Origin of the sequence: Erwinia sp. SLM-02, from assembly GCF_037450285.1 — a bacterium.
Classification (GTDB): Bacteria; Pseudomonadota; Gammaproteobacteria; order Enterobacterales; family Enterobacteriaceae; genus Erwinia.
The window spans coordinates 2,294,936-2,314,518 of record NZ_JAQISN010000001.1 but is presented as its reverse complement, the minus strand read 5'-3'; the positions used below and the strand labels follow the sequence as shown (position 1 = coordinate 2,314,518).

The 19,583-nt window shown below is 55.9% G+C and carries 15 protein-coding genes and 1 pseudogene; 11 read left to right on the top strand and 5 right to left on the bottom strand.

The annotated features are described in order from the left end of the window. The first annotated feature begins 224 nt into the window (after positions 1 to 224). Positions 225 to 1,187: an aldo/keto reductase gene (locus PGH32_RS10780; protein WP_337894017.1), complete on the top strand. Its 963-nt coding sequence runs from the start codon at positions 225 to 227 to the stop codon at positions 1,185 to 1,187. Between the two features lie 376 nt (positions 1,188 to 1,563). Here PGH32_RS10780 and PGH32_RS10775 read toward each other — a convergent pair whose 3' ends face one another. Then, a complete protein-coding gene (locus PGH32_RS10775) occupies positions 1,564 to 2,274 on the bottom strand; it encodes a DUF6216 family protein (protein WP_314427536.1) in 711 nt (236 codons plus the stop codon). A gap of 84 nt (positions 2,275 to 2,358) precedes the next feature. On the opposite strand from PGH32_RS10775, the pseudogene PGH32_RS24700 reads away from it, so the two are divergent. Then, positions 2,359 to 2,718 (top strand): annotated as a pseudogene (locus PGH32_RS24700) (IS630 family transposase); the annotation flags it as partial. An 845-nt stretch (positions 2,719 to 3,563) separates the two neighbouring features. Next, a complete protein-coding gene (locus PGH32_RS10770) occupies positions 3,564 to 3,821 on the top strand; it encodes a hypothetical protein (RefSeq protein WP_314427534.1) in 258 nt (85 codons plus the stop codon). Between the two features lie 60 nt (positions 3,822 to 3,881). On the opposite strand, the gene yegD is transcribed toward PGH32_RS10770, so the two are convergent. From yegD to PGH32_RS10755, 3 genes are all read right to left on the bottom strand, one after another. Further along, positions 3,882 to 5,234 (bottom strand): molecular chaperone, encoded by a 1,353-nt coding sequence (yegD, locus tag PGH32_RS10765; RefSeq protein WP_337894016.1) that lies wholly within the window; start codon positions 5,232 to 5,234, stop codon positions 3,882 to 3,884. Positions 5,235 to 5,344: 110 nt separating this feature from the next. Next, positions 5,345 to 7,915: a diguanylate cyclase gene (locus PGH32_RS10760; protein ID WP_337894015.1), complete on the bottom strand. Its 2,571-nt coding sequence runs from the start codon at positions 7,913 to 7,915 to the stop codon at positions 5,345 to 5,347. Positions 7,916 to 8,045: 130 nt separating this feature from the next. Continuing rightward, the gene (locus PGH32_RS10755; protein WP_314427527.1) at positions 8,046 to 8,660 is read right to left on the bottom strand and encodes a phosphatase PAP2 family protein; all 615 of its coding nucleotides are present in this window, start codon (positions 8,658 to 8,660) and stop codon (positions 8,046 to 8,048) included. A gap of 219 nt (positions 8,661 to 8,879) precedes the next feature. Between PGH32_RS10755 and udk the strand changes: the two genes are divergently transcribed. The 3 genes from udk (at position 8,880) to asmA (ending at position 12,072) form a co-directional block, all read left to right on the top strand. Then, on the top strand, positions 8,880 to 9,521 hold the full coding sequence (udk, locus tag PGH32_RS10750) for a uridine kinase (protein WP_123334955.1): 642 nt from the start codon (positions 8,880 to 8,882) through the stop codon (positions 9,519 to 9,521). Between the two features lie 111 nt (positions 9,522 to 9,632). After that, positions 9,633 to 10,214: a dCTP deaminase gene (gene dcd / locus PGH32_RS10745; RefSeq protein ID WP_314427525.1), complete on the top strand. Its 582-nt coding sequence runs from the start codon at positions 9,633 to 9,635 to the stop codon at positions 10,212 to 10,214. Between the two features lie 13 nt (positions 10,215 to 10,227). Continuing rightward, on the top strand, positions 10,228 to 12,072 hold the full coding sequence (gene asmA, locus PGH32_RS10740; protein ID WP_337894014.1) for an outer membrane assembly protein AsmA: 1,845 nt from the start codon (positions 10,228 to 10,230) through the stop codon (positions 12,070 to 12,072). 34 nt (positions 12,073 to 12,106) lie between these two features. On the opposite strand, the gene PGH32_RS10735 is transcribed toward asmA, so the two are convergent. Further along, a complete protein-coding gene (locus PGH32_RS10735; RefSeq protein WP_314427521.1) occupies positions 12,107 to 13,672 on the bottom strand; it encodes a TerC family protein in 1,566 nt (521 codons plus the stop codon). Between the two features lie 355 nt (positions 13,673 to 14,027). On the opposite strand from PGH32_RS10735, the gene galF reads away from it, so the two are divergent. The 5 genes from galF (at position 14,028) to rfbD (ending at position 19,552) form a co-directional block, all read left to right on the top strand. Beyond that, entirely contained in the window at positions 14,028 to 14,924 is an 897-nt protein-coding gene (galF, locus tag PGH32_RS10730) for a UTP--glucose-1-phosphate uridylyltransferase GalF (RefSeq protein ID WP_314427519.1), read from the top strand. Positions 14,925 to 14,970: 46 nt separating this feature from the next. Further along, positions 14,971 to 15,984 carry a UDP-glucose 4-epimerase GalE gene (galE, locus tag PGH32_RS10725; protein ID WP_337894013.1) on the top strand — a complete coding sequence of 338 codons (1,014 nt, stop codon included), beginning with the start codon at positions 14,971 to 14,973 and terminating at the stop codon, positions 15,982 to 15,984. Positions 15,985 to 16,435: 451 nt separating this feature from the next. Then, positions 16,436 to 17,482: a UDP-N-acetylglucosamine--undecaprenyl-phosphate N-acetylglucosaminephosphotransferase gene (gene wecA, locus PGH32_RS10720; protein ID WP_337894012.1), complete on the top strand. Its 1,047-nt coding sequence runs from the start codon at positions 16,436 to 16,438 to the stop codon at positions 17,480 to 17,482. Between the two features lie 79 nt (positions 17,483 to 17,561). Then, positions 17,562 to 18,653 (top strand): dTDP-glucose 4,6-dehydratase, encoded by a 1,092-nt coding sequence (gene rfbB, locus PGH32_RS10715; protein ID WP_337894011.1) that lies wholly within the window; start codon positions 17,562 to 17,564, stop codon positions 18,651 to 18,653. Next, on the top strand, positions 18,650 to 19,552 hold the full coding sequence (rfbD, locus tag PGH32_RS10710; RefSeq protein WP_337894010.1) for a dTDP-4-dehydrorhamnose reductase: 903 nt from the start codon (positions 18,650 to 18,652) through the stop codon (positions 19,550 to 19,552). Before rfbB ends, rfbD begins: the two co-directional genes overlap by 4 nt. The last annotated feature ends 31 nt before the right edge of the window (positions 19,553 to 19,583 follow it).

The window sequence follows — 19,583 nt, the reverse complement described above, 5'->3', positions numbered from 1 at the left end:
CTTGCTCTCCGGTAGCGGGGACATGTCCAGATGGGACGAAAAGGCGTCCACTCTTCATATTAGCTAATTATAACTTACGAAAAATGAAGGAAATAAGGATAACTGTATAGTTCTGCATTGTCTTCTGTTCACATTCTGCAAATTATTAGACAGAAAATGTCGAAGCGACAAATAGTTAGTCTGCTAAGATTGACGCCGTACAACCCATTAACCAGGAGATTGAAATGAGTACTTCAGAACATCGCCAGCTTGGTCGTTCCGGCATTCAGGTTCCGCTACTGACCTTTGGGGGGAACGTTTTCGGCTGGACCGTCGATCAATCCACATCTTTTTCCCTGCTGGATGCGCTGGTGGAGAAAGGGCTGAATTTCATTGATACCGCTGATGTCTATTCTCGCTGGGTTCCCGGTAATCAGGGCGGGGAATCGGAAGTCATCATCGGTAACTGGCTGAAGCAGAGCGGCAAGCGCGACAAAATCATTCTGGCCACCAAGGTGGGAATCAGTATGGGCGACGGTAAAACCGGTCTGGCACCAAAATACATTCGCCAGGCGGTAGAGGCTTCCCTTACGCGTCTGCAAACCGACTATATCGATCTGTATCAGGCGCACCGCGACGACGAAGATACGCCATTACAGGATACGCTGGCTACCTTTGATGCGTTAATTAAAGAAGGTAAGGTGCGCGCTATCGGTGCATCAAACTACTCGGCCGACCGGTTGAGCGAGGCGCTAAAAATCAGCCAGGATGCCGGACTGGCGCGTTATGAAACGCTGCAGCCGGAATATAACCTGTACGATCGCGAAGGCTACGAGAGCGGTCTGGAAGCGGTCGTGGAGGAGCACGGTCTGGGCGTGATTAACTATTATTCGCTGGCCAGCGGCTTCCTCAGCGGTAAATACCGCAAGCCGGAGGATGCGGCGAAGAGCGCGCGCGGGCAGGGCGTGGTGGAGAAGTATCTGAACGATCGCGGGCTGAAGATTGTTCATGCGCTGGTTCAGGTGGCCGAAGCGCATCATGCGACGCCAACCCAGGTGGCGCTGGCGTGGCAGATTGCCCGCCCGAGCATTACCGCGCCGATCGTGAGTGCGACGTCGCTGGCGCAGGTGGATGAGCTGGTGAAGGCGACCCAGCTGAAGCTGAGCGAGGCGGATAAGCGTTTGCTTTCCGAGGTGAGCAGTTACTGATTTGCTGGTAAGCCGAAGGCTTAGTGACTGAAAGAGGGCATAACGGCCAGACGCTTGCTGTGTTGGTTCCAGAGTCTTGTGTTGGCACGGGTTCTGCTGTTTGCAGAGTCGGGAGTTGGCGCTGGCGGGTTGTGCCCCCGTTCGGGCTGGTCCTCGCGCCGCGTCGCGGTCCCTTCACTTCGTTCGTCAGCCGGTCGGACCGCCACAGACGGGCCGTCCTGGCCCGGCTGTGACTTTTGGCCGCGTCCATGCGTCCAAATCCTGGCTTCCTCTCTGCGTTCAGCGCTGTGGATTGCCCTCTCGGGGGCGCAACCCGCATGCTGTCAAACTTCCGTGCTCCTTGACGGAAATAATATTGGACTGTGATACAAAGGTATCAGGTCAAGTAATGTTTAGCCCGTTCCTGCTGTTGTAAGATGGCACCAATCAATCGTTTTTTAAATACCAGCGTGAGGATTATACTGAGCATTAACCAGACGAGAATAACTTCAAGAAAACCAAGAATAGTCTCTAATAATTTTTTTTCCTTTGGTGTTTTTTTTATAAACTCGGCGAGTATCTTCTGATCCTTTTCTTCGGAGAATACCTGACATATATTCGTCGCCAGATCGACAGATATTGCCGCAATCTGCGCTATCTTCTCGGTCGAAATCAGCTGGCAGGATGAACGATCAATTTCCCAACGATGATCTTTAATGAAAGAAACACCCGTTGCCTTATCCAAGTTCATAAAGAAATTCTCTCCCGTGGTTTTAAGCGTTAACGCCGCCCAGTCTGCGGGAACCTGGATTACACGAGTGTGGAGGTAACCAGAAAGTATCAGTGCGCAGCTAAATATCGTGACAAGAATTGTAGTAGCAATGATGTCCGACCGTTTGATGTCAGGAATTCTCTGTAGTGATATTTTGATCATAAGGATTCGCAATATCCATACGGGTATTCCGGACTTTTTGAAGAGTTCATTATGATCGGTTGAAGGTGCCCTCAATTTTTTAATGACTGAATAGATGGCGCCAAAGATAGTTATTAACCCTGTAATTATAGCAAGGGTGGATTGCAGGAGGTTCAGGTTGGTTATTTCTGTCATCACCGTATCCCTTCAATGATTTTTTACTATACTCTATTCCTGATTCTCAAAAAGCAATAATAAAGTTAAATAGCCGCGTGAAAAAGTAGATCCCTCTGCGGTGTCAGCTCATCCATGGGGCGGTGGATTAATTGGTCTACATTAACGGGTGTTGAAGGTTTCGTCTCTTTACTCACCCGGCGCGGGCGCCAGTGGCCTTATGAATATATCTGTTTGCTATTACATTAACTTGTAAGACATACGCTGGGTGATTTTGGCTATCCGCGCTTACGCCAGGATAACGAACTGCTGGCAATAAAAATCAATGTGATAATCGGATACAGGTGACATGCCAGGAAGCTCCTGTACTGGTTACCTGCTGCTGGCCTGGTATGGCGCATGGCGGTTCCCGTACTGCGTATTCGCGATCCGCATAAAGCGAAAAAAAGGGCGCTTATCCATGAAGATATGGAGACGGCCTGTACGTTCCCCCTGGAGCAATCATGGATTGGGAAAGTTTAGCGATGTTCGGCGCAGCTCTTTAGAAGCCATGAAATTATCAAAGGGGACAGCCTCTGCTGCTGCGCAAGGGCATCCGCAGCGCTGAGGTGAAGCCATTGCGCAGGAGACGACAACAGGGATGTTGTCGTCAGGCCGGGTTTGAACAGGGATGTTCAATCCTGGCCGGTCCGGTCGGCGCAATGGTGTAACCGAGGGTACCGCAACGCGGCGCGAGGACCGCCCTGGAGCAGCAGCAGAGGCTGAACCACGCACCCCTATTCATCAGCGAGAAAAGTATGCAGTACGGTTTCAGACATACAACCGGTGATTTGTGCAGCGTTGTTTGCAGAGTCGGGTGCTAGCGCTGGCTGGTTGCAAATTCCGGAGTTGCAGATGCGACTTGATTATTTGCTCATTGAGCTGAGTTCATGCGGAATCACACGTTGTTAGTAGACGTGGCCTTTGTCTAAATCCAAAAGCGATGAAATTCTGAAAGGGGACAGCCTCTGCTGCTGCGTACGGGCATCCGCAGCGCTGAGGTGAAGCCATTGCGCCAGGAGACGACAGCAGGGAAGCTGGCGTCAGGCCGGGTTTGAACAGGGATGTTCAATCCTGGCCGGTCCGGTCGGCACAATGGCGTAACCGAAGGCACCGCAACGCGGCGCGAGGACTGCCCTGGAGCAGCAGCAAAGGCTGGACCCCGTACGCCAGTTCCGCAGCGCCCGCACGGCAACGCGTTGATGGGACTCGCAGCTTTGAGGTATCATCACCGCCCTGTACACGTTCTCCATCGCCACAGGGCAAACCGTATGAACAAGAAAAAGATTTTTATCGTCTACCTGCCGGTCAGCCTGGTGTTCTTTATGATCCTGCCGGGCGCCATTCTGCGCGATATGCCCCCGGAGCGTTTTGCCTCGTTCAGCCATATCACCAGCCTTGGCGGCGTGCTTAACCCGATTGCCTCCGTGCTGCTCTTCCTGGCGATCGTCTCGGTAATTCTGGCAATGATTGCCGTTCCGCTGATTGGCCGCTGCGCTCGCGCAATTATTAACCGACGTAAAGCCTGAGCCACGGGCTTCTTCTGCGATATGCCGGGCCACTACCGCCCGGCCTGAACAGACTAAACCCTAGCGGAACATCACCTGCGCCCAGCGCGCCAGCCCCGCCGTCACCGAGCCGAAATCATCACCGCTGGTCAGCGGGATATCCGGCAGCTGGCGCTGCAACGCCTGGCGCAGCACCGGAGACTTCGCGCTGCCGCCGGTCAGATAAATCACATCGGGCTTCGTACCGCTGGTCTCAAGCGCCAGCGCAACCTGCTCCTGAATGCGCTCAAGGGGCTGACTGATTGCCGCCTGTAGCGCCGCCACGCTGATATCCGTTGCCAGCCCGTCGTCGATGAAATCCAGACCCGCCAGCGTCTGCGGTCGGTCGGAAAGGGCAATTTTGCTCTCTTCCGCCGCGCGCACCAGACGATAGCTCAGGCGCTGACGCCACACTTTCAGCAGGCGCTTCACCTTTTCCGGTTCGCGCGCGTCGCGGATCAGGTCCTGCAGCAGCTTGTTGCTGGCCGCGGCATAGAAATCACTCTGCGCCGGAACATCGTTAATCGCCACCGCATTCCACCACGGCAGGGCAGGCAGCCCCATTCCCTTCACGGTTTCACCGCCCAGGCCCAGCAGCGGCATCAGCTCCTTGAAGGCCAGCATAATATCCAGATCGTTACCGCCCACGCGGCAGCCGCTGTGGCCCAGCAGGCTGTCGCTGCGGTCGGATTTATCGTGCCACTGCGGGCCCATCAGCAGCATCGAGCAGTCGGTGGTTCCGCCGCCGATATCCACGACCAGCACCCGACTTTCCTTGCTCAGCGTGGCCTCAAAGTCCAGACCGGCGGCCACCGGCTCGAACTGGAAAATCACATCGCTGAATCCGGCGCGGCTGGCCGCGCGGGCCAGAATTCCTTCCGCCTGCTGGTTGGCGTCTTCACCGCCCAGCCCCTGGAAGTTGACCGGGCGGCCAATCACCGCCTGGGTCACGCTGTCGTTCAGCGAGCTTTCCGCCGACTGGCGGATCTGCAGCATCATCGCGCACACCAGATCCTCAAACAGCGCCACCTGCTGCGGCTTCAGGCCGCTGGCACCGAGGAACGATTTCGGGGATTTTACAAACCACACCTCTTCCGGATCGTCCATGTACTGCGCCAGCGAGGCCAGGCCAAACTTCACGCTGGCCGGAGTCACTTCAATATCTTCTTCGCGGTTGAACGCCACGGCGCGGCGCAGCAGCGCCTGGCTTTCCGCCTGCGGCGTGGGCACCTGATGATGACGAAACAGCCATTCACTCACGGCTTCACGAGTCGGCGCACACAGCATTGAGGGTAAATAAGGTGAACCCTGCTCTAAAGGCAGCATTCTTGGCTGGCCGTTATCCATAATGGCGACCGAGCAGTTCGCCGTACCGTAGTCGAAACCGATAAACATCGTTCTCTCCGCTGAGTGGGGAAAAAAAGGGGGCGACTTTAGCCTGGCCGTGTCGGCAGAGCAAGGGGGAAGCGTGGTTTTATTCAATAAGGGGGAGGGCGGTGCCCGGATCAGTGCTGGGGGTCGGTGTGGGGCTTCTCTTCGTAAACAGCAATCCGGCCCCGGCCGCTGTTTTTAGCCCGGTAGCAGGCAATATCCGCCTGTGCCATTACCTCAACCGCGTTGCTGCTGCTGTCGAAGGCGGTCAGCCCGGCGCTGGCGCCCACGAAGAACTCCTGGCCTTTCCACTGGAAGCGATACTGACTGATGGTGGCGACCAGTCGGCTGGCGATTTCGCTGGCATCCTCGAGGGAACATTCCGGCAGCAGCATGCCGAATTCGTCGCCCCCAAGGCGGGCGAGGAAGTCGCTGCCGCGCAGCTGGCGCATCATGATCGTCGACAGCTCCCGCAGCAGCGCATCACCGGCGGCGTGACCGGCGCTGTCATTGACTGCCTTGAAGCGATCAAGATCGACGAAGGCCAGCACGTGGCGCAGATGCTGGTTTTCCTGCGGCATCAGCAATACTTTCAGCCGCTGTTCAAAGCTGGCGCGATTCGGCAGGCGGGTCAGCATATCGTGGGAAGCGCTGTAGCGCAGGCGTTTGAATATTTCCCGCGATTCGCTGACGTCCTGTATTACCATCACGCTGCCAATATTATCGCCTTCCTGCGTGCTCAGCGGTGACAGGCTGTAGTTGATGGCAAACTGTTCCCCGGCGCGATTATGTAGCACCAGGTCCTGGTCCGGGGAAGCCGCCGGTTTGGTATTTTTCGGCAGCGCACAGCTGAGGACGATCTCCTGCTCCGGCCCATCGCCGCCGCGGGTGATCTGTAAAATCTCGGTGATAGGTTTGCCCACCGCATGGTGCTGCGGCCAGCCGGTCATTTTCTCCGCCACCGGATTCATAAAGATCACCTGCATCTCTTCATCGGTACTGATCACCGCTTCATCAATGGCATCCAGAGTGATATGCATCCGCTCTCTCTCCTGATCCAGGGCATCGGTGAGCCGGCGGAATACGGTGACGTCCTGATTAATTCCCAGCATGCGTGAAGACTGGCCCGGCTCGTCGGCGACCAGATTGCCCTGGCAGCGGATATAGCGGATGCCCGCGGGGGTTTCAATCCGGTACTCAACGTCCACCGGGGACGTATTTTTCACCGCGTTTTCCAGCAGGGCGAGAACTTTTTTTCGATCGGCGGGAAGCAGGCAGTTTATCCAGTATTGCTGGGTGATCTTCACGCTTTCCGGCAGATGGTAGAGCTGGAACATGCGCCGATCCCAGTTCATTTCGCCGGTGTTCAGGTTCCATTCCCATACGCCAATCCCGGCGGCTTCGTTGGCCAGGGTGATGCGTTCCATCAGCTGCTGATTCATTTTTTCGGTCAGCTTCAGCCCGGTAATATCTTCGATTTGCGAAATAAAATAGAGCGGCTGCTGCTCGCTGTCGCGCACCAGCGAAACCGCCAGCAGCGCCCAGACGGTTTTGCCGTCGCTACGCAGGTAGCGTTTTTCCATGCTATAGGTGGCGATATCTCCGGCCAGCAGGGCATTCATCTGCGTCAGATCGGCGTTCAGGTCATCGGGGTGACTCAGCTGCTGGAAGGTCATGCCTTCAAGCTGATGCTGGCTGTAACCCAGCAGGCGGCACAGCGACTTGTTGACCTGCAGCCACTGGCCGCCGGGTGCCACCAGCGCCATACCGATCGCCGAATATTCCATCGCGTGGCGAAAGCGGGTTTCGCTTTCCGAGATGTGCTTGCGCTCTTCGCGAAACGAGTGCATCACCAGGGTCATCAGATGGCTGGGGACCAGCGCCAGCAGGAAGGGCAGCCAGGGAATGGAGATCAGCAGCGGCGTGCTGACAAAATCCTGCGGAATGAGATTGAGCGCCAGCATCAGTGAGATCATCGATACCGTCACCAGGTAAACGATGAACGCGGCCAGGCGCGGCAGGCGCACGGCGCTGTAGAACAGAATAACAATCACGAAGGCAAACGACCACGGCAGGTAGCGGAGCGCCAGCCAGCTGAATATAAGGGTGACCAGCAGGGTGAGTAGCGTCTCAATCATCACCCGGTGCTTCATCAGCGAGTCGCGCTGCCAGAGGAGCGCCACCGGGCCAAGCGCCAGCATGCCGACCACTTCGGAGGCAACCCAGGTGGAGAAGAACTGAGTGAGCGAGGCGGCCGGAATATTCAGCAGGGCGCTGGCTAGCATTGCACCCAGTAGCGGGGTGAACAGGCCAACCGCCAGCATCATTTTGACCCAGCTGTAAAGCGTATTCAGCGGCGCGTGATGATCCAGCAGCAGGCGCAGCATCACGCCGCCCATCAGCGCCTGGGCCAGATTGATCAGCGGGAATTTCAGATTGGAGAGGCCCGGGCCGAGGATGATCGCATTGGCGCAGATCACGCCGACCATGCAGCCGCTCAGCAGCAGCGGCAGGTGACGGACGGGATTGCGGAACACCACGATGGTCATCAGCGCCGTGGAAAACCACAGCGGTGAGATCTGACCGCTGATTTTAATCAGCTCAAGACAGTAAAAGGTGGATGCCAGGCTCAGCAGGCCCAGCAGCAGGCTGTTCAGCCACTGCGTCCGGCTATGTTGTACATTGGCTAACGTTTCTGAGGCCATCCACACTTATCCAGCACGGCGCCAGACAGCGGCGCGATCGTTATCTCTAAAGCCATGCTAGCACAAGAAAACCGGGTTGAAGTGAATGGCACATAAAACCTGCGATAAACGCCGCAGATATCAATGGGGTTTATTGCTTGATTTTTAAAAGATCCGCGCGGGTCCAGGGGTGATCAATCCCGGCGATCTGGGCTGATAAGTGTTGCAAAAATTGCTGAGTGGTGGCCACCCGGCCGTGGCTGAACAGCAGCACCGGCACCAGCAGCGCAATGCACAACTGCGCCAGCGAAAAGCCTCGCGGGCGAACGGTGCGCTGGCTGAGCAGAAAAGCGGTGCTGAGGGTAAAACCGAGGATCAAACCGGCAATGACTTCACTGACCGAATGCGCGTTCAGCTCCAGACGCGACAGGCCAACAATTACCGGGATCAGATAGCCGACCGCAAGCAGAACCCGTCGCCACAGTGGGGCAAGTCGGCCGCTCAGCAGCCAGAGCATCACCGGCCAGAGCGTCGCGGACATGGCACTGTGGCCGCTGAATCCGGTGAAGTTAAACCGCACGCTGCCGATGCCAAAGCCAAGGAAAGCGATTTTCGACAGGCTGACCACCAGCCCCGCGCAGCCAAAGGCCAGCAGCCAGAACCAGACGGCGCGTTTGTCGTCGTTTTTCCAGCGAAGCAGGAAAGCGATAATGACCGCCGTCGGCAGCAGCAGCATGCTGTCACCGAAATAAGTCAAAAGATGCATTATGTGATCTGGCACGCTGTTTCCTTGAGGCTTTTTTGCTTGTCGTACTTTACCCGGACGCCAGCATATTATCTAACGGTATAATCTGAAAAGGTTGAGGATGCTTTTTTCTGGCATCGAATGGGTGAACTCCCTATAATTGCGCGCGCTATGCCCTTCATATTTCAGGAAGCTGGCAATTTATCCTTTCATTTTGTCTCGGAATCAGGTCGTTAATTTATGGCTGACAAGTCGCACCAGTGCGTCATCGTAGGTATCGCAGGCGCTTCAGCCTCGGGGAAAAGTCTTATTGCCAGCACGCTGTATCGCGAAGTGCGCGATCGCGTAGGTGATGAAAATATAGGCGTGATCCCAGAGGATGCCTATTACAAAGACCAAAGCCACTTAACCATGGAAGAGCGGGTTAAAACCAACTACGACCATCCGAGTGCCATGGACCACACGCTCCTGCTTCAGCATCTGCAAATGCTGAAGGCCGGGCAGTCAATTGAACTGCCGGTCTACAGCTATGTCGAACATACGCGTGAGAAAAAGACCATTACGCTGAAGCCCAAGAAGGTCATTATCCTTGAAGGCATCCTGCTGCTGACCGATGCGCGTCTGCGTCAGGAGATGAATTTCTCGATCTTCGTCGACACGCCGCTCGATATCTGTTTGATGCGCCGCATGAAACGTGATGTAAATGAACGTGGCCGCTCAATGGATTCGGTGATGGCGCAATACCAGAAGACGGTGCGTCCGATGTTCCTGCAGTTTATTGAACCGTCGAAGCAGTATGCCGATATTATCGTGCCGCGCGGTGGTAAAAACCGCATTGCCATTGATATCCTCAAGGCGAAGATCAATCAGTTCTTTGAGTGATCCTCACCGACCGGCCCGCCCGGCGGGCAGGCTACGGAGCCGAACCGGTGTGTTTTCCCGCTGTGACCGTAGCCGCTTTTACGCATTTCTGAAAAGGTTGGAGTACCCGTTATGAGATTATGTGACCGCGATATTGAAGCCTGGCTCGATAATGGCAAACTGGGCATCACCCCGCGCCCGCCGGTGGAGCGTATTAGTGGTGCCACCGTTGATGTCCGTCTCGGGAACCAGTTCCGCACGTTTCGCGGGCACACGGCTGCATTTATTGATTTAAGCGGGCCTAAGCACGAAGTCAGCGCCGCGCTGGATCGCGTTATGAGCGATGAAATCGTCCTGCCGGAAGGCGAGGCGTTTTACCTTCACCCGGGCGAGCTGGCCCTGGCGGTAACCTTTGAGTCGGTCACGCTGCCTGACGATCTGGTCGGCTGGCTGGACGGGCGCTCTTCGCTGGCAAGGCTGGGGCTGATGGTGCATGTGACCGCGCACCGCATCGATCCGGGCTGGCAGGGGCGCATTGTGCTGGAGTTCTATAATTCCGGTAAGCTTCCGCTGGCGTTACGCCCCGGCATGCTGATCGGCGCACTGAGTTTTGAACCGCTATCGGGCCCGGCAGCACGCCCGTACAACAGCCGCCAGGATGCGAAATACAAAGATCAGCAGGGCGCGGTTGCCAGTCGAATCGATAAAGATTAAAGGTGGCAGAGGCATGAAAAGATTGATAACCACACTGGCCATTTTACTGGTGGTGATGGTGGCCGGAATGACCGCTCTGGTTCTGCTGGTCAATCCCAATGATTTTCGCGCCTACATGGCCCAGCAGGTTGAACAGCGCAGCGGCTACCAGCTGGCGCTGAAAGGCGATCTGCGCTGGCACGTCTGGCCGCAGCTGAGCATTCTGTCCGGGCCGGTCACGCTGACCGCGCCGGGTGCCTCTCAGCCGGTGGTCAGTGCGGAAAACATGCGGCTGGATGTCAATCTTCTGCCTCTTCTCTCCCACCAGCTTTCCGTCAAGCAGGTGATGCTCAAAGGTGCCGTTGTCCGGTTAATTCCGGAAAGCGATCGCCAGCGCCCGGCGGATGCACCGATCGGCCCCGCAGGCAGTGCGGTGCCGTCGGTGATTGAGGACGTTACCCGCGGCTGGAAGTTTGATATTTCCCATCTGCAGATCGTTGACAGCCTGCTGGTCTGGCAGCAGAACAACGGCGAGCAGCTTAACGTGCGTGATTTCAATCTGCGGCTCGATCAGACCCAGCCGCGGCAGGCTACGCTGGAATTCAGTAGCCGCATCAGTCGCGACCAGCGCGATCTGCGCCTGCAGTTCAGCAGCGATATGGACATCACCCACTATCCACGCCAGATTAGCGCCGCCATTAAACAGCTTGATTACCAGCTGCAGGGTGCAGACCTGCCGAAAGCCGGCATTAAAGGTCAGGCAGCCATGACGGCCAGCTGGGACAGCGCGGGGCAGCGCTTCAGCCTCGGTGATATCCAGCTCAGCGCCAACGACAGCCAGCTTAACGGAAAAATCACCGGTACACTGGGTAACCGGCCGCTGATCGTGGCGGACCTCAGTTCGCCATCGCTGGATATGGATACCCTGCTGGGCATTACCGAAACCGCCGGCGATGAGGCCGCGCAGCAGAGCCAGCGCGCCGGGCGGGCACCGGTGATTGCCGAGTCCGCGCCGCCTGATAATGCCGACTCGCCGCTGAATGTCATTGACGGCAGCCTCAATCTGAACGTTGCGAAACTGCGCTGGCGCGGTATTGATATGGATGCGGTGCAGCTGCATGCCAACAATCAGCAGGGGCTGCTGACGCTGGCCAGCCTGCAGGGGCAGGCAAACGGCGGTCGTTTCTCTCTGCCGGGAAGCATTGACGTGCGCAGCCCGCAAACGAAGGTTGCGCTGAAGCCGTCGCTGCAGCGGGTGGGCATCAGCCCCCTGCTGAAAGCCTTTAATCTGCCGGATACCATCAGCGGTGAGCTGTCGCTGGACGGTGATTTCAGCGGTAACGGCTTAACCGTGGCCGAATTTAACCATCAGTGGCGGGGCAGCGCGGATCTTAAACTGGATAATGCCCAGTTTGCCGGGCTTAATTTCCAGCAGCTGATCCAGCGTGCCGTTGAGGGTAACAGTGATAAAGTGCGCGGCGAGCGAAGCGACCAGCCGATCCTGCAGCAAATCAGCGGCCACGCCACCCTGAATAACGGCCTGGTGACCTTCCCCGATCTGAGCGCGCAGTCGACGATGCTGAACTACACCGGCAGCGGTAATGTCGATCTGGCAAAAAGGGAACTGGATATTAACTTTGGCGTGACGGTAACGCAGGGCTGGCAGGGGGACGATACGCTGGTCAGACGCCTGCAGCAGACCCCGGTTCCGCTGCGGATTTACGGCCCGTGGTCGACGATTAACTACAGCCTGAAGGTCGATCAGGTACTGCGTCTGCAGCTGCGTGACGAGGCGAAACAGCGGCTGAAAGAGTGGATGGGCCGCAACCCGGATAATGAAAACCGCAACGATGTGAAAAAGCTGCTGAAAGATATGTAAGGCGGGCCTGCGGCACGCCTTAGTGGCCGTTTGGTTAATCTTCTTCCTGCGGTGGAACGATCTGCACCTTCTGCACCCGATGGTTCTCAACCTGCAGGGTGCGGATCAGATAATCACCGATCTGCACCTCTTCCCCAACCTGGGGAACGTGCTGTAAATGCTCCATCAGCAGCCCCGCCAGCGTATTGTATTCACGCTTTTCATCCAGCGGCAGCGGCAGATACATCGTCAGATCGTCCAGCGGCATATGGCCGTTAGCGGTCCAGCTACCGTCAGCGTTTTGTTGAATATCGTAGCGCGGATCCAGCCGTTCTCCTTCGTTTGGCAGATTCCCGGCGATGGTTTCCATAACGTCGCTGAGCGTGACCACCCCCTCAACCGAACCAAACTCATCCACCACAAAGGCAAAATGGGTTCGCGCATTGCGGAACTGCTCCAGTGCAGGCAACAACGGAAGCTGTTCAGGGAAGACCAGCGGCTGGCGGATTAACGCCCGCAGATCGAGGTGATTACCGTGCAGCGCCTGCTTGAGCAACTCGATGACGTGAACCACCCCGAGCGGCTCTTCGCTGTTTTCGGTAATGATCAGGCGCGTGTGCTGATTGTTGTCCAGGCGGGACATGATCTCCTCCGGCGACTCGGCCAGATCAATGTGCTGGATATCATGACGGGAAGTCATAATGCTGCTGACGCTGCGCTGCCCCATCGCCAGCACCCTCGCAATCATCATGCGTTCCTGCTTATTAAAAATGGCCTTTGGCGCGGTATTGCTGGCTACCAGGGAGGCGGTTTCCGCGTCCAGTTCCGCCGGTTCGTGGCTGCCGCGCAGCAGGCGGAGTACCGCTTCGGCGGTGCGTTTACGCAGCGGCGATTTTGCCGACAGAAAACGGCGGCGGTTGAACTGGGAAAGCTGATTCAGCGCCTCAATCATCACCGAGAAACCAATCGCCGCGTAAAGGTAGCCTTTCGGAATATGGTAGCCAAAGCCGTCGGCGACCAGGCTGAAACCAATCATCAGCAGGAAACTCAGGCACAGAATAATAATCGTCGGGTGACCGTTTACGAAGCGGGTCAGCGGCTTACTGGCCAGCAGCATCAGCATGATCGAGATAATCACCGCGGCCATCATTACGGCCAGATGGTCCACCATGCCTACGGCGGTGATCACCGAATCGAGTGAGAATACCGCGTCCAGCACCACGATTTGCGCCACTACCGGCCAGAATCGCGCTCCGCGTTTTTGCGGATTCTGCTCTTCATCTTTGCCTTCCAGCCGTTCATTCAGTTCAACGGTCGCTTTAAACAGCAGGAAGATCCCCCCAACCAGCATAATGGCATCCCGCGCGCTGAAGGCATGGCCGGCAATGGAGAACAGCGGGGCGGTCAGGGAAGAGAGCCAGGAAATAGAGGCGAGCAGCACCAGCCGCATCAGCAGAGCCAGCAGTAGCCCGGTGACGCGGGCACGGTCGCGCAGGGCAGGGGGCAGTTTTTCCGCCAGGATGGCGATAAACACCAGGTTATCAATGCCCAGCACCAGCTCCAGCACCACCAGGGTGACCAGTCCGGCCCAGATTGACGGGTCGGCGATCCATTCGAACATCGTTTTTACCTGTTAACCAAAAGTTGATGCGTAATGATGGGTGCGAATCTGCACTATTTCAACTGATAATGCCCACTGATGGGAGTGGCTGATTATTATCAATTATCGACTTAGGTGGAATGAGCGATTAATTGAGCATTAAGAGTAAAACATCTGATATTCAGGCTGGTTTTATGCTGGCCCAGGTAGCATATTATTCACCCGGACAGGCGAGCATTGATGCGCGGTGCCGCTGAAGTTTTGCGTTTAATCGATCGGCGCGGCTGAAGATTTTTCAGATTAAGATTATACTTAAAGATCGTCCCGGTAATGCATAATTAGCGAACGCTTATTACTTCATTTATATGGAAAAATTATGACCAAGCTTAAAGCAGTTATCCCGGTCGCGGGTCTCGGTATGCATATGCTCCCTGCTACAAAAGCCATTCCTAAAGAGATGTTGCCGATCGTAGATAAGCCGATGATTCAGTATATCGTCGACGAATGCGTGGCAGCGGGCATCAAGGAAATTGTTCTGGTCACCCATGCTTCTAAAAATGCAGTAGAAAACCACTTTGATACCTCTTACGAACTGGAAGCGCTGCTGGAGGCTCGCGTTAAGCGTCAGCTGCTCAGTGAAGTCCAGTCGATTTGCCCGCCGGGCGTGACGATTATGAACGTCCGCCAGCCGCAGCCGCTGGGCCTGGCGAACTCTCTGCTGTGTGCCCGCCCGATGCTGCATGACGAAGCGTTTGTCGTGCTGCTGCCGGACGTCTTGCTGGATGATGCGTCAGCGGATCCGCTGCGCTACAACCTGGCCGCAATGGTGGCGCGCTTCGAAGAAACCGGCCGTAGCCAGGTGCTGGTCAACCGCCTGCCGGACGCCGACCTGTCTGAGTATTCGGTCATTACCACCAAAGACCCTCTGACTATCCCGGGCCGCGTCAGCCAGATTGTCGAGTATGTTGAAAAGCCGGAGCAGCCGCAGGCGCTGGGCTCCGATCTCTCCGCCGTGGGCCGCTACGTGCTTTCAGCTGATATCTGGTCAGAACTGGAAAATCTGGAGCCGGGCGCATGGGGCCGCTATCAGTTAACCGACGCGATTGCTAACCTGAGCAAAAAGAGCCCGGTTGATGCGCACCTGCTGAGCGGACAAAGCTTCGACTGCGGGCGCAAGCTGGGTTACATGCAGGCGTTTGTCACCTGGGGACTGCGTAACAATGCCCAGGGTCGTGATTTCCGCGACGCAGTGAAGAAAATTCTGGCTAAATAACAATCTGTTGGCGCGACGGATCTGCCCGCCGCGTAAAGGAGTCTCAATGGCTATTTTAGTAACGGGTGGAGCAGGCTATATCGGTTCCCATACTGTCCTGTCGCTGCTCGCGCGGGGCGATGATGTGGTCGTGCTGGACAATCTGAGCAATGCCTCGCGGGAATCGGTGAATCGCGTTGAAACGCTGACGGGTAAAACCGCCACCTTCTGCGAAGGGGATATCCTCGATCGTGCCTGCCTGCGTGATATTTTCGCCAGCCACGACATCAGCGCGGTGATCCACTTTGCCGGGCTGAAGGCCGTCGGAGAATCAACGCGCAAGCCGCTGGAGTATTATCAGAATAACGTCACCGGAACGCTGGTGCTGCTGGAGGAGATGCGCAGCGCAGGCGTCAACCAGTTTATCTTCAGCTCTTCTGCCACGGTATACGGTGCCGATGCGCCGGTTCCCTATGTGGAAACCACTCCGATTGGTGGCACCACCAGCCCATACGGCACGTCGAAACTGATGGTTGAGCAGATCCTGCGCGACTATGCCAAAGCCATTCCGGAATTTAAAACCATCGCCCTGCGTTATTTCAACCCGGTCGGCGCGCATGAATCCGGACTGATTGGTGAAGATCCTAACGGTATTCCTAACAATCTGTTGCCATATATTGCGCAGGTGGCGATCGGTCGCCTGGAAAAACTCGGCATCTTCGGTGATGACTATCCGACCAAAGACGGGACCGGCGTGCGTGACTACATTCACGTCATGGATCTGGCAGAGGGCCATTTAAAGGCGCTGGATCATCTCCCGGCTATCGCAGGGTATAAAGCGTATAACCTTGGGGCAGGTAAGGGATATTCGGTTCTGGAGATGGTGAAGGCCTTTGAAAAAGCCTCCGGCCGTGCGGTGCCTTATCAGGTTTCTCCGCGTCGCGATGGCGATCTGGCTGCCTTCTGGGCGGATGCCTCGCTGGCCGACAGTGAACTCGACTGGCGGGTTTCCCGCGGCATTGATGAAATGATGCGCGATACCTGGAACTGGCAGTCAAATAACCCGAATGGTTATCGTTAATTATCAATTGCCATCGTAATTACTTTAAAAACTCCCTGCTCGGGAGTTTTTTTTTGCCCGCTCAAAATTCGCTCCAACTCAGCAGAAAAACTTATCTTATGAATTATATGAGAAAATTCTCAATAGCGTATTATTAACATTCCTGGATGAAAAAAAGAGCGCAACCGCTGCTTAATTACGCACATAAAGCAGGTGTCCCCACTCTTCATAAAAATTTTCAAATTAAACTTGTATGCGTCCTGCCGAGGCGGGAGAATTAGTGATTCTTTTGGTAATGCTTGGTGTGATTTTGTTTCCAGGAGTTATCTGAAGAAAAAAATTAGTCAGGCAGGATAGTCTGACTATGCTTGAGTAGGGGAAATCATGTGAAGCGAACTGGACTACTGTGCCAGGGGCGGTAGCGTGGTTTCAAAGAGCAAAATGCAAAAGCTAAGTGAGCATTGGTGCACATATGCAAGAGATCGTTCTCATCTTTCTGGGAGCTTTAGCGCTGTTGTTTATTGCGAGAAAAGTGGCTCGCAAAGTGGGGCTGGTGGACAAGCCCAACGCGCGCAAACTCCATAGTGGGCATATCCCTTTGGTCGGCGGTGTTTCAGTCTATTTCTCTTTATGGATACTTTACGCGCTGCAGCCCGCGTGGCTGCCTGATTTTGACATCTATATGATTTGCGCCACCCTGCTGCTGCTGGTGGGGGTGCTTGACGATCGGTTTGACCTGCCCGTCATGCCGCGTATGGGTCTGCAGGCGGCGGTTGCCGGCATTATGATGTACAACGGCCTGTATCTGTCTTCGCTGGGCAACATTCTTTTTGGCTACCAACTGGTTCTTGGCGCATTCGGCTACGTGATTACTCTGTTCGCCGTCATTGCGGCAATTAACGCCTTCAATATGGTCGACGGCATTGATGGACTACTGGGCGCGCTGTCCTGCGTGACCTTTGGCTCGCTGGGCATCGTGTTTATCATGGGCGGCAATGATGATATGGCGATGTGGTGTATGTGCCTGATGGCCGCCTGTCTGCCGTATATTCTGCTCAACCTCGGTATTCCCTGGGGACGTAAATTCAAAGTCTTTATGGGCGATGCCGGCAGCATGCTGATTGGCTTTACGGTTATCTGGCTGCTGATTGTTGCCTCACAGGGACAGGACGCCATTATGAGCCCGGTAACGGCGCTGTGGCTGATTGCGGTGCCGCTGATGGACATGATGCGTGTGATGATTGCGCGCCTGCGGCGGGGTTGCAGCCCGTTCCGCCCCGATCGTGAGCATATGCATCATATTCTGATGCGCGTCGGCCTCAGCGGTCGCTGGACGTTAGTGATTATGACCTCCGCCCAGGTTTTCAGTGGCATGATCGGCATTATTCTGGAAGGTTGCCGCGTGCCTGACAACTGGCAGCTTGCCCTGTTCGTCGGTAGCTTTATTTCAATGCTGTTTGCGATGAAATCACTGGAAAAATTAAAAGTGACTTTTGGGCGATTCCTTGCCGTGAAATAGTCCGCTTTGATGTGCCATTACGCGAGAGGAAACCGTTCCTCAGCGCATTTTGCCAGACATTATTTTAAGAGAGATACGCGTGAAAATTTTAGTGACCGGCGGTGCCGGCTTTATCGGCTCTGCCGTTGTGCGCCATATCATCAACGAAACCACTGACAGCGTTGTCAACGTTGATAAACTCACCTATGCCGGAAACCTCGAATCCGTTGCGGCGGTCAGTTCAGATCCCCGCTATGCCTTTGAGCAAGTTGATATTTGTGATAAAGCCACTATGGCCGCTATTTTCGCCCGCCATCAGCCGGATGCCGTCATGCATCTGGCGGCAGAAAGCCACGTCGATCGCTCTATCAGCGGCCCTGCTGATTTCATTGAAACCAATATCGTCGGAACCTACGTGCTGCTTGAGGCTGCTCGCCAGTACTGGAGCGGGCTGGACGGCTCGCGCAAAGCGGCTTTCCGTTTCCACCATATTTCAACGGATGAGGTGTATGGTGACCTGCCTCACCCCGATGAAGTCAGCGATCCGCACAGTAAACTGCCGCTGTTCACTGAAACCACCTCGTACGCTCCCAGCAGCCCTTACTCCGCCTCCAAAGCCTCCAGCGACCATCTGGTTCGAGCCTGGCTTCGCACCTACGGCCTGCCGACGGTGGTGACCAACTGCTCCAATAACTACGGTCCGTACCACTTCCCGGAGAAGTTGATTCCGCTGGTGATCCTCAATGCCCTGGAAGGTAAAAACCTGCCCATTTATGGTAAAGGCGATCAGATCCGCGACTGGCTCTATGTTGAGGATCACGCCCGCGCCCTGTACACGGTGGTGACCCGCGGCGAAGTGGGTGAAACCTACAATATCGGTGGCCACAACGAGAAGCAGAACCTGCAGGTGGTGGAAACGATCTGCGACCTGCTGGACGAGATGGTGCCGAAAGCCGGGAGCTATCGCCAGCAAATCAGCTACGTTGCTGACCGTCCGGGCCACGATCGTCGCTATGCAATCGATGCCAATAAAATCGGCCGTGAGCTGGGCTGGCAGCCGCTGGAGACTTTTGAAAGCGGCATTCGCAAAACCGTGCAGTGGTATCTGGATAACGCTAAATGGGTCAGCAACGTTAAAAGCGGTGCCTACCAGTCGTGGATTGCGCAAAACTACAGCGGGCGTCAGCCGTGAAGATTTTGCTATTGGGTAAAAACGGCCAGGTAGGTTGGGAACTGCAGCGTGCTCTTGCGCCGTTGGGCCAGCTGACGGCCCTGGCCTCTGACTCAACCGACTACTGCGGCGACTTCACCCGGCCGCAGGATCTCGCTGATACCGTGCGCCTGCTGCGGCCCGATGTGATTGTGAATGCCGCCGCCTGGACGGCGGTGGACAAAGCCGAGTCGGAAGCGGAGCAGGCGCATCAGGTCAATGCCGCGACCGTTGAGGTCCTGGCAAAAGAAGCCCATCGGCTGGGCGCGCTGCTGGTGCATTACTCCACCGATTATGTCTTCCCGGGGGAGGGCGATCGCCCCTGGCAGGAAAGCGATGCGACCGATCCGCAGAACGTTTACGGTGCCAGCAAGCTGGCGGGCGAACGGGCGATTCAGCAGCACTGCAAAAAACATTTAATCTTCAGAACCAGTTGGGTGTATGCCAGCCGGGGCAATAACTTCGCCAGAACCATGCTGCGTCTTGCCGCAGAACGTGAAGAACTGTCGGTGATTAACGATCAGTTTGGCGCACCAACCGGTGCGGATTTAATTGCAGACTGTAGCGCACATGCAATCCGCACGGTGCAGCATATCCCCGATGCAGCAGGGCTTTACCATCTGGTGGCATCCGGTACAACAACCTGGTTCGACTATGCCCAGTTCGTTTTTGCCGAAGCCAGAAAAAGGGGTGTCGAGCTTGCGTTAAAAAATCTGCATGCGGTGCCGACAAGCCGTTACCCGACCCCGGCACGCCGCCCGCTAAATTCCCGACTGGTGACCGAAAAATTCTGCACGACGTTCGGACTTACCCTGCCCGAGTGGCAGCTGGGCGTGCGGCGAATGCTGCAGGAACTCAACGTTTCGCAGATTCTGGGCTAACTAACGCACTGCGTTTGAATTAAAAAGAGAA

Coding starts and splice junctions, on each gene's coding strand:
- galE (WP_337894013.1), top strand. CDS start 14,971: ATGGCTATTTTAGTAACGGGTGGAGCAGGCTATATCGGTTCCCATACT.
- yegD (WP_337894016.1), bottom strand. CDS start 5,234: ATGTTTATCGGTTTCGACTACGGTACGGCGAACTGCTCGGTCGCCATT.
- PGH32_RS10735 (WP_314427521.1), bottom strand. CDS start 13,672: ATGTTCGAATGGATCGCCGACCCGTCAATCTGGGCCGGACTGGTCACC.
- dcd (WP_314427525.1), top strand. CDS start 9,633: ATGAGATTATGTGACCGCGATATTGAAGCCTGGCTCGATAATGGCAAA.
- PGH32_RS10760 (WP_337894015.1), bottom strand. CDS start 7,915: ATGGCCTCAGAAACGTTAGCCAATGTACAACATAGCCGGACGCAGTGG.
- udk (WP_123334955.1), top strand. CDS start 8,880: ATGGCTGACAAGTCGCACCAGTGCGTCATCGTAGGTATCGCAGGCGCT.
- PGH32_RS10755 (WP_314427527.1), bottom strand. CDS start 8,660: ATGCATCTTTTGACTTATTTCGGTGACAGCATGCTGCTGCTGCCGACG.
- PGH32_RS10775 (WP_314427536.1), bottom strand. CDS start 2,274: ATGACAGAAATAACCAACCTGAACCTCCTGCAATCCACCCTTGCTATA.
- asmA (WP_337894014.1), top strand. CDS start 10,228: ATGAAAAGATTGATAACCACACTGGCCATTTTACTGGTGGTGATGGTG.
- galF (WP_314427519.1), top strand. CDS start 14,028: ATGACCAAGCTTAAAGCAGTTATCCCGGTCGCGGGTCTCGGTATGCAT.
- PGH32_RS10780 (WP_337894017.1), top strand. CDS start 225: ATGAGTACTTCAGAACATCGCCAGCTTGGTCGTTCCGGCATTCAGGTT.
- PGH32_RS10770 (WP_314427534.1), top strand. CDS start 3,564: ATGAACAAGAAAAAGATTTTTATCGTCTACCTGCCGGTCAGCCTGGTG.
- wecA (WP_337894012.1), top strand. CDS start 16,436: ATGCAAGAGATCGTTCTCATCTTTCTGGGAGCTTTAGCGCTGTTGTTT.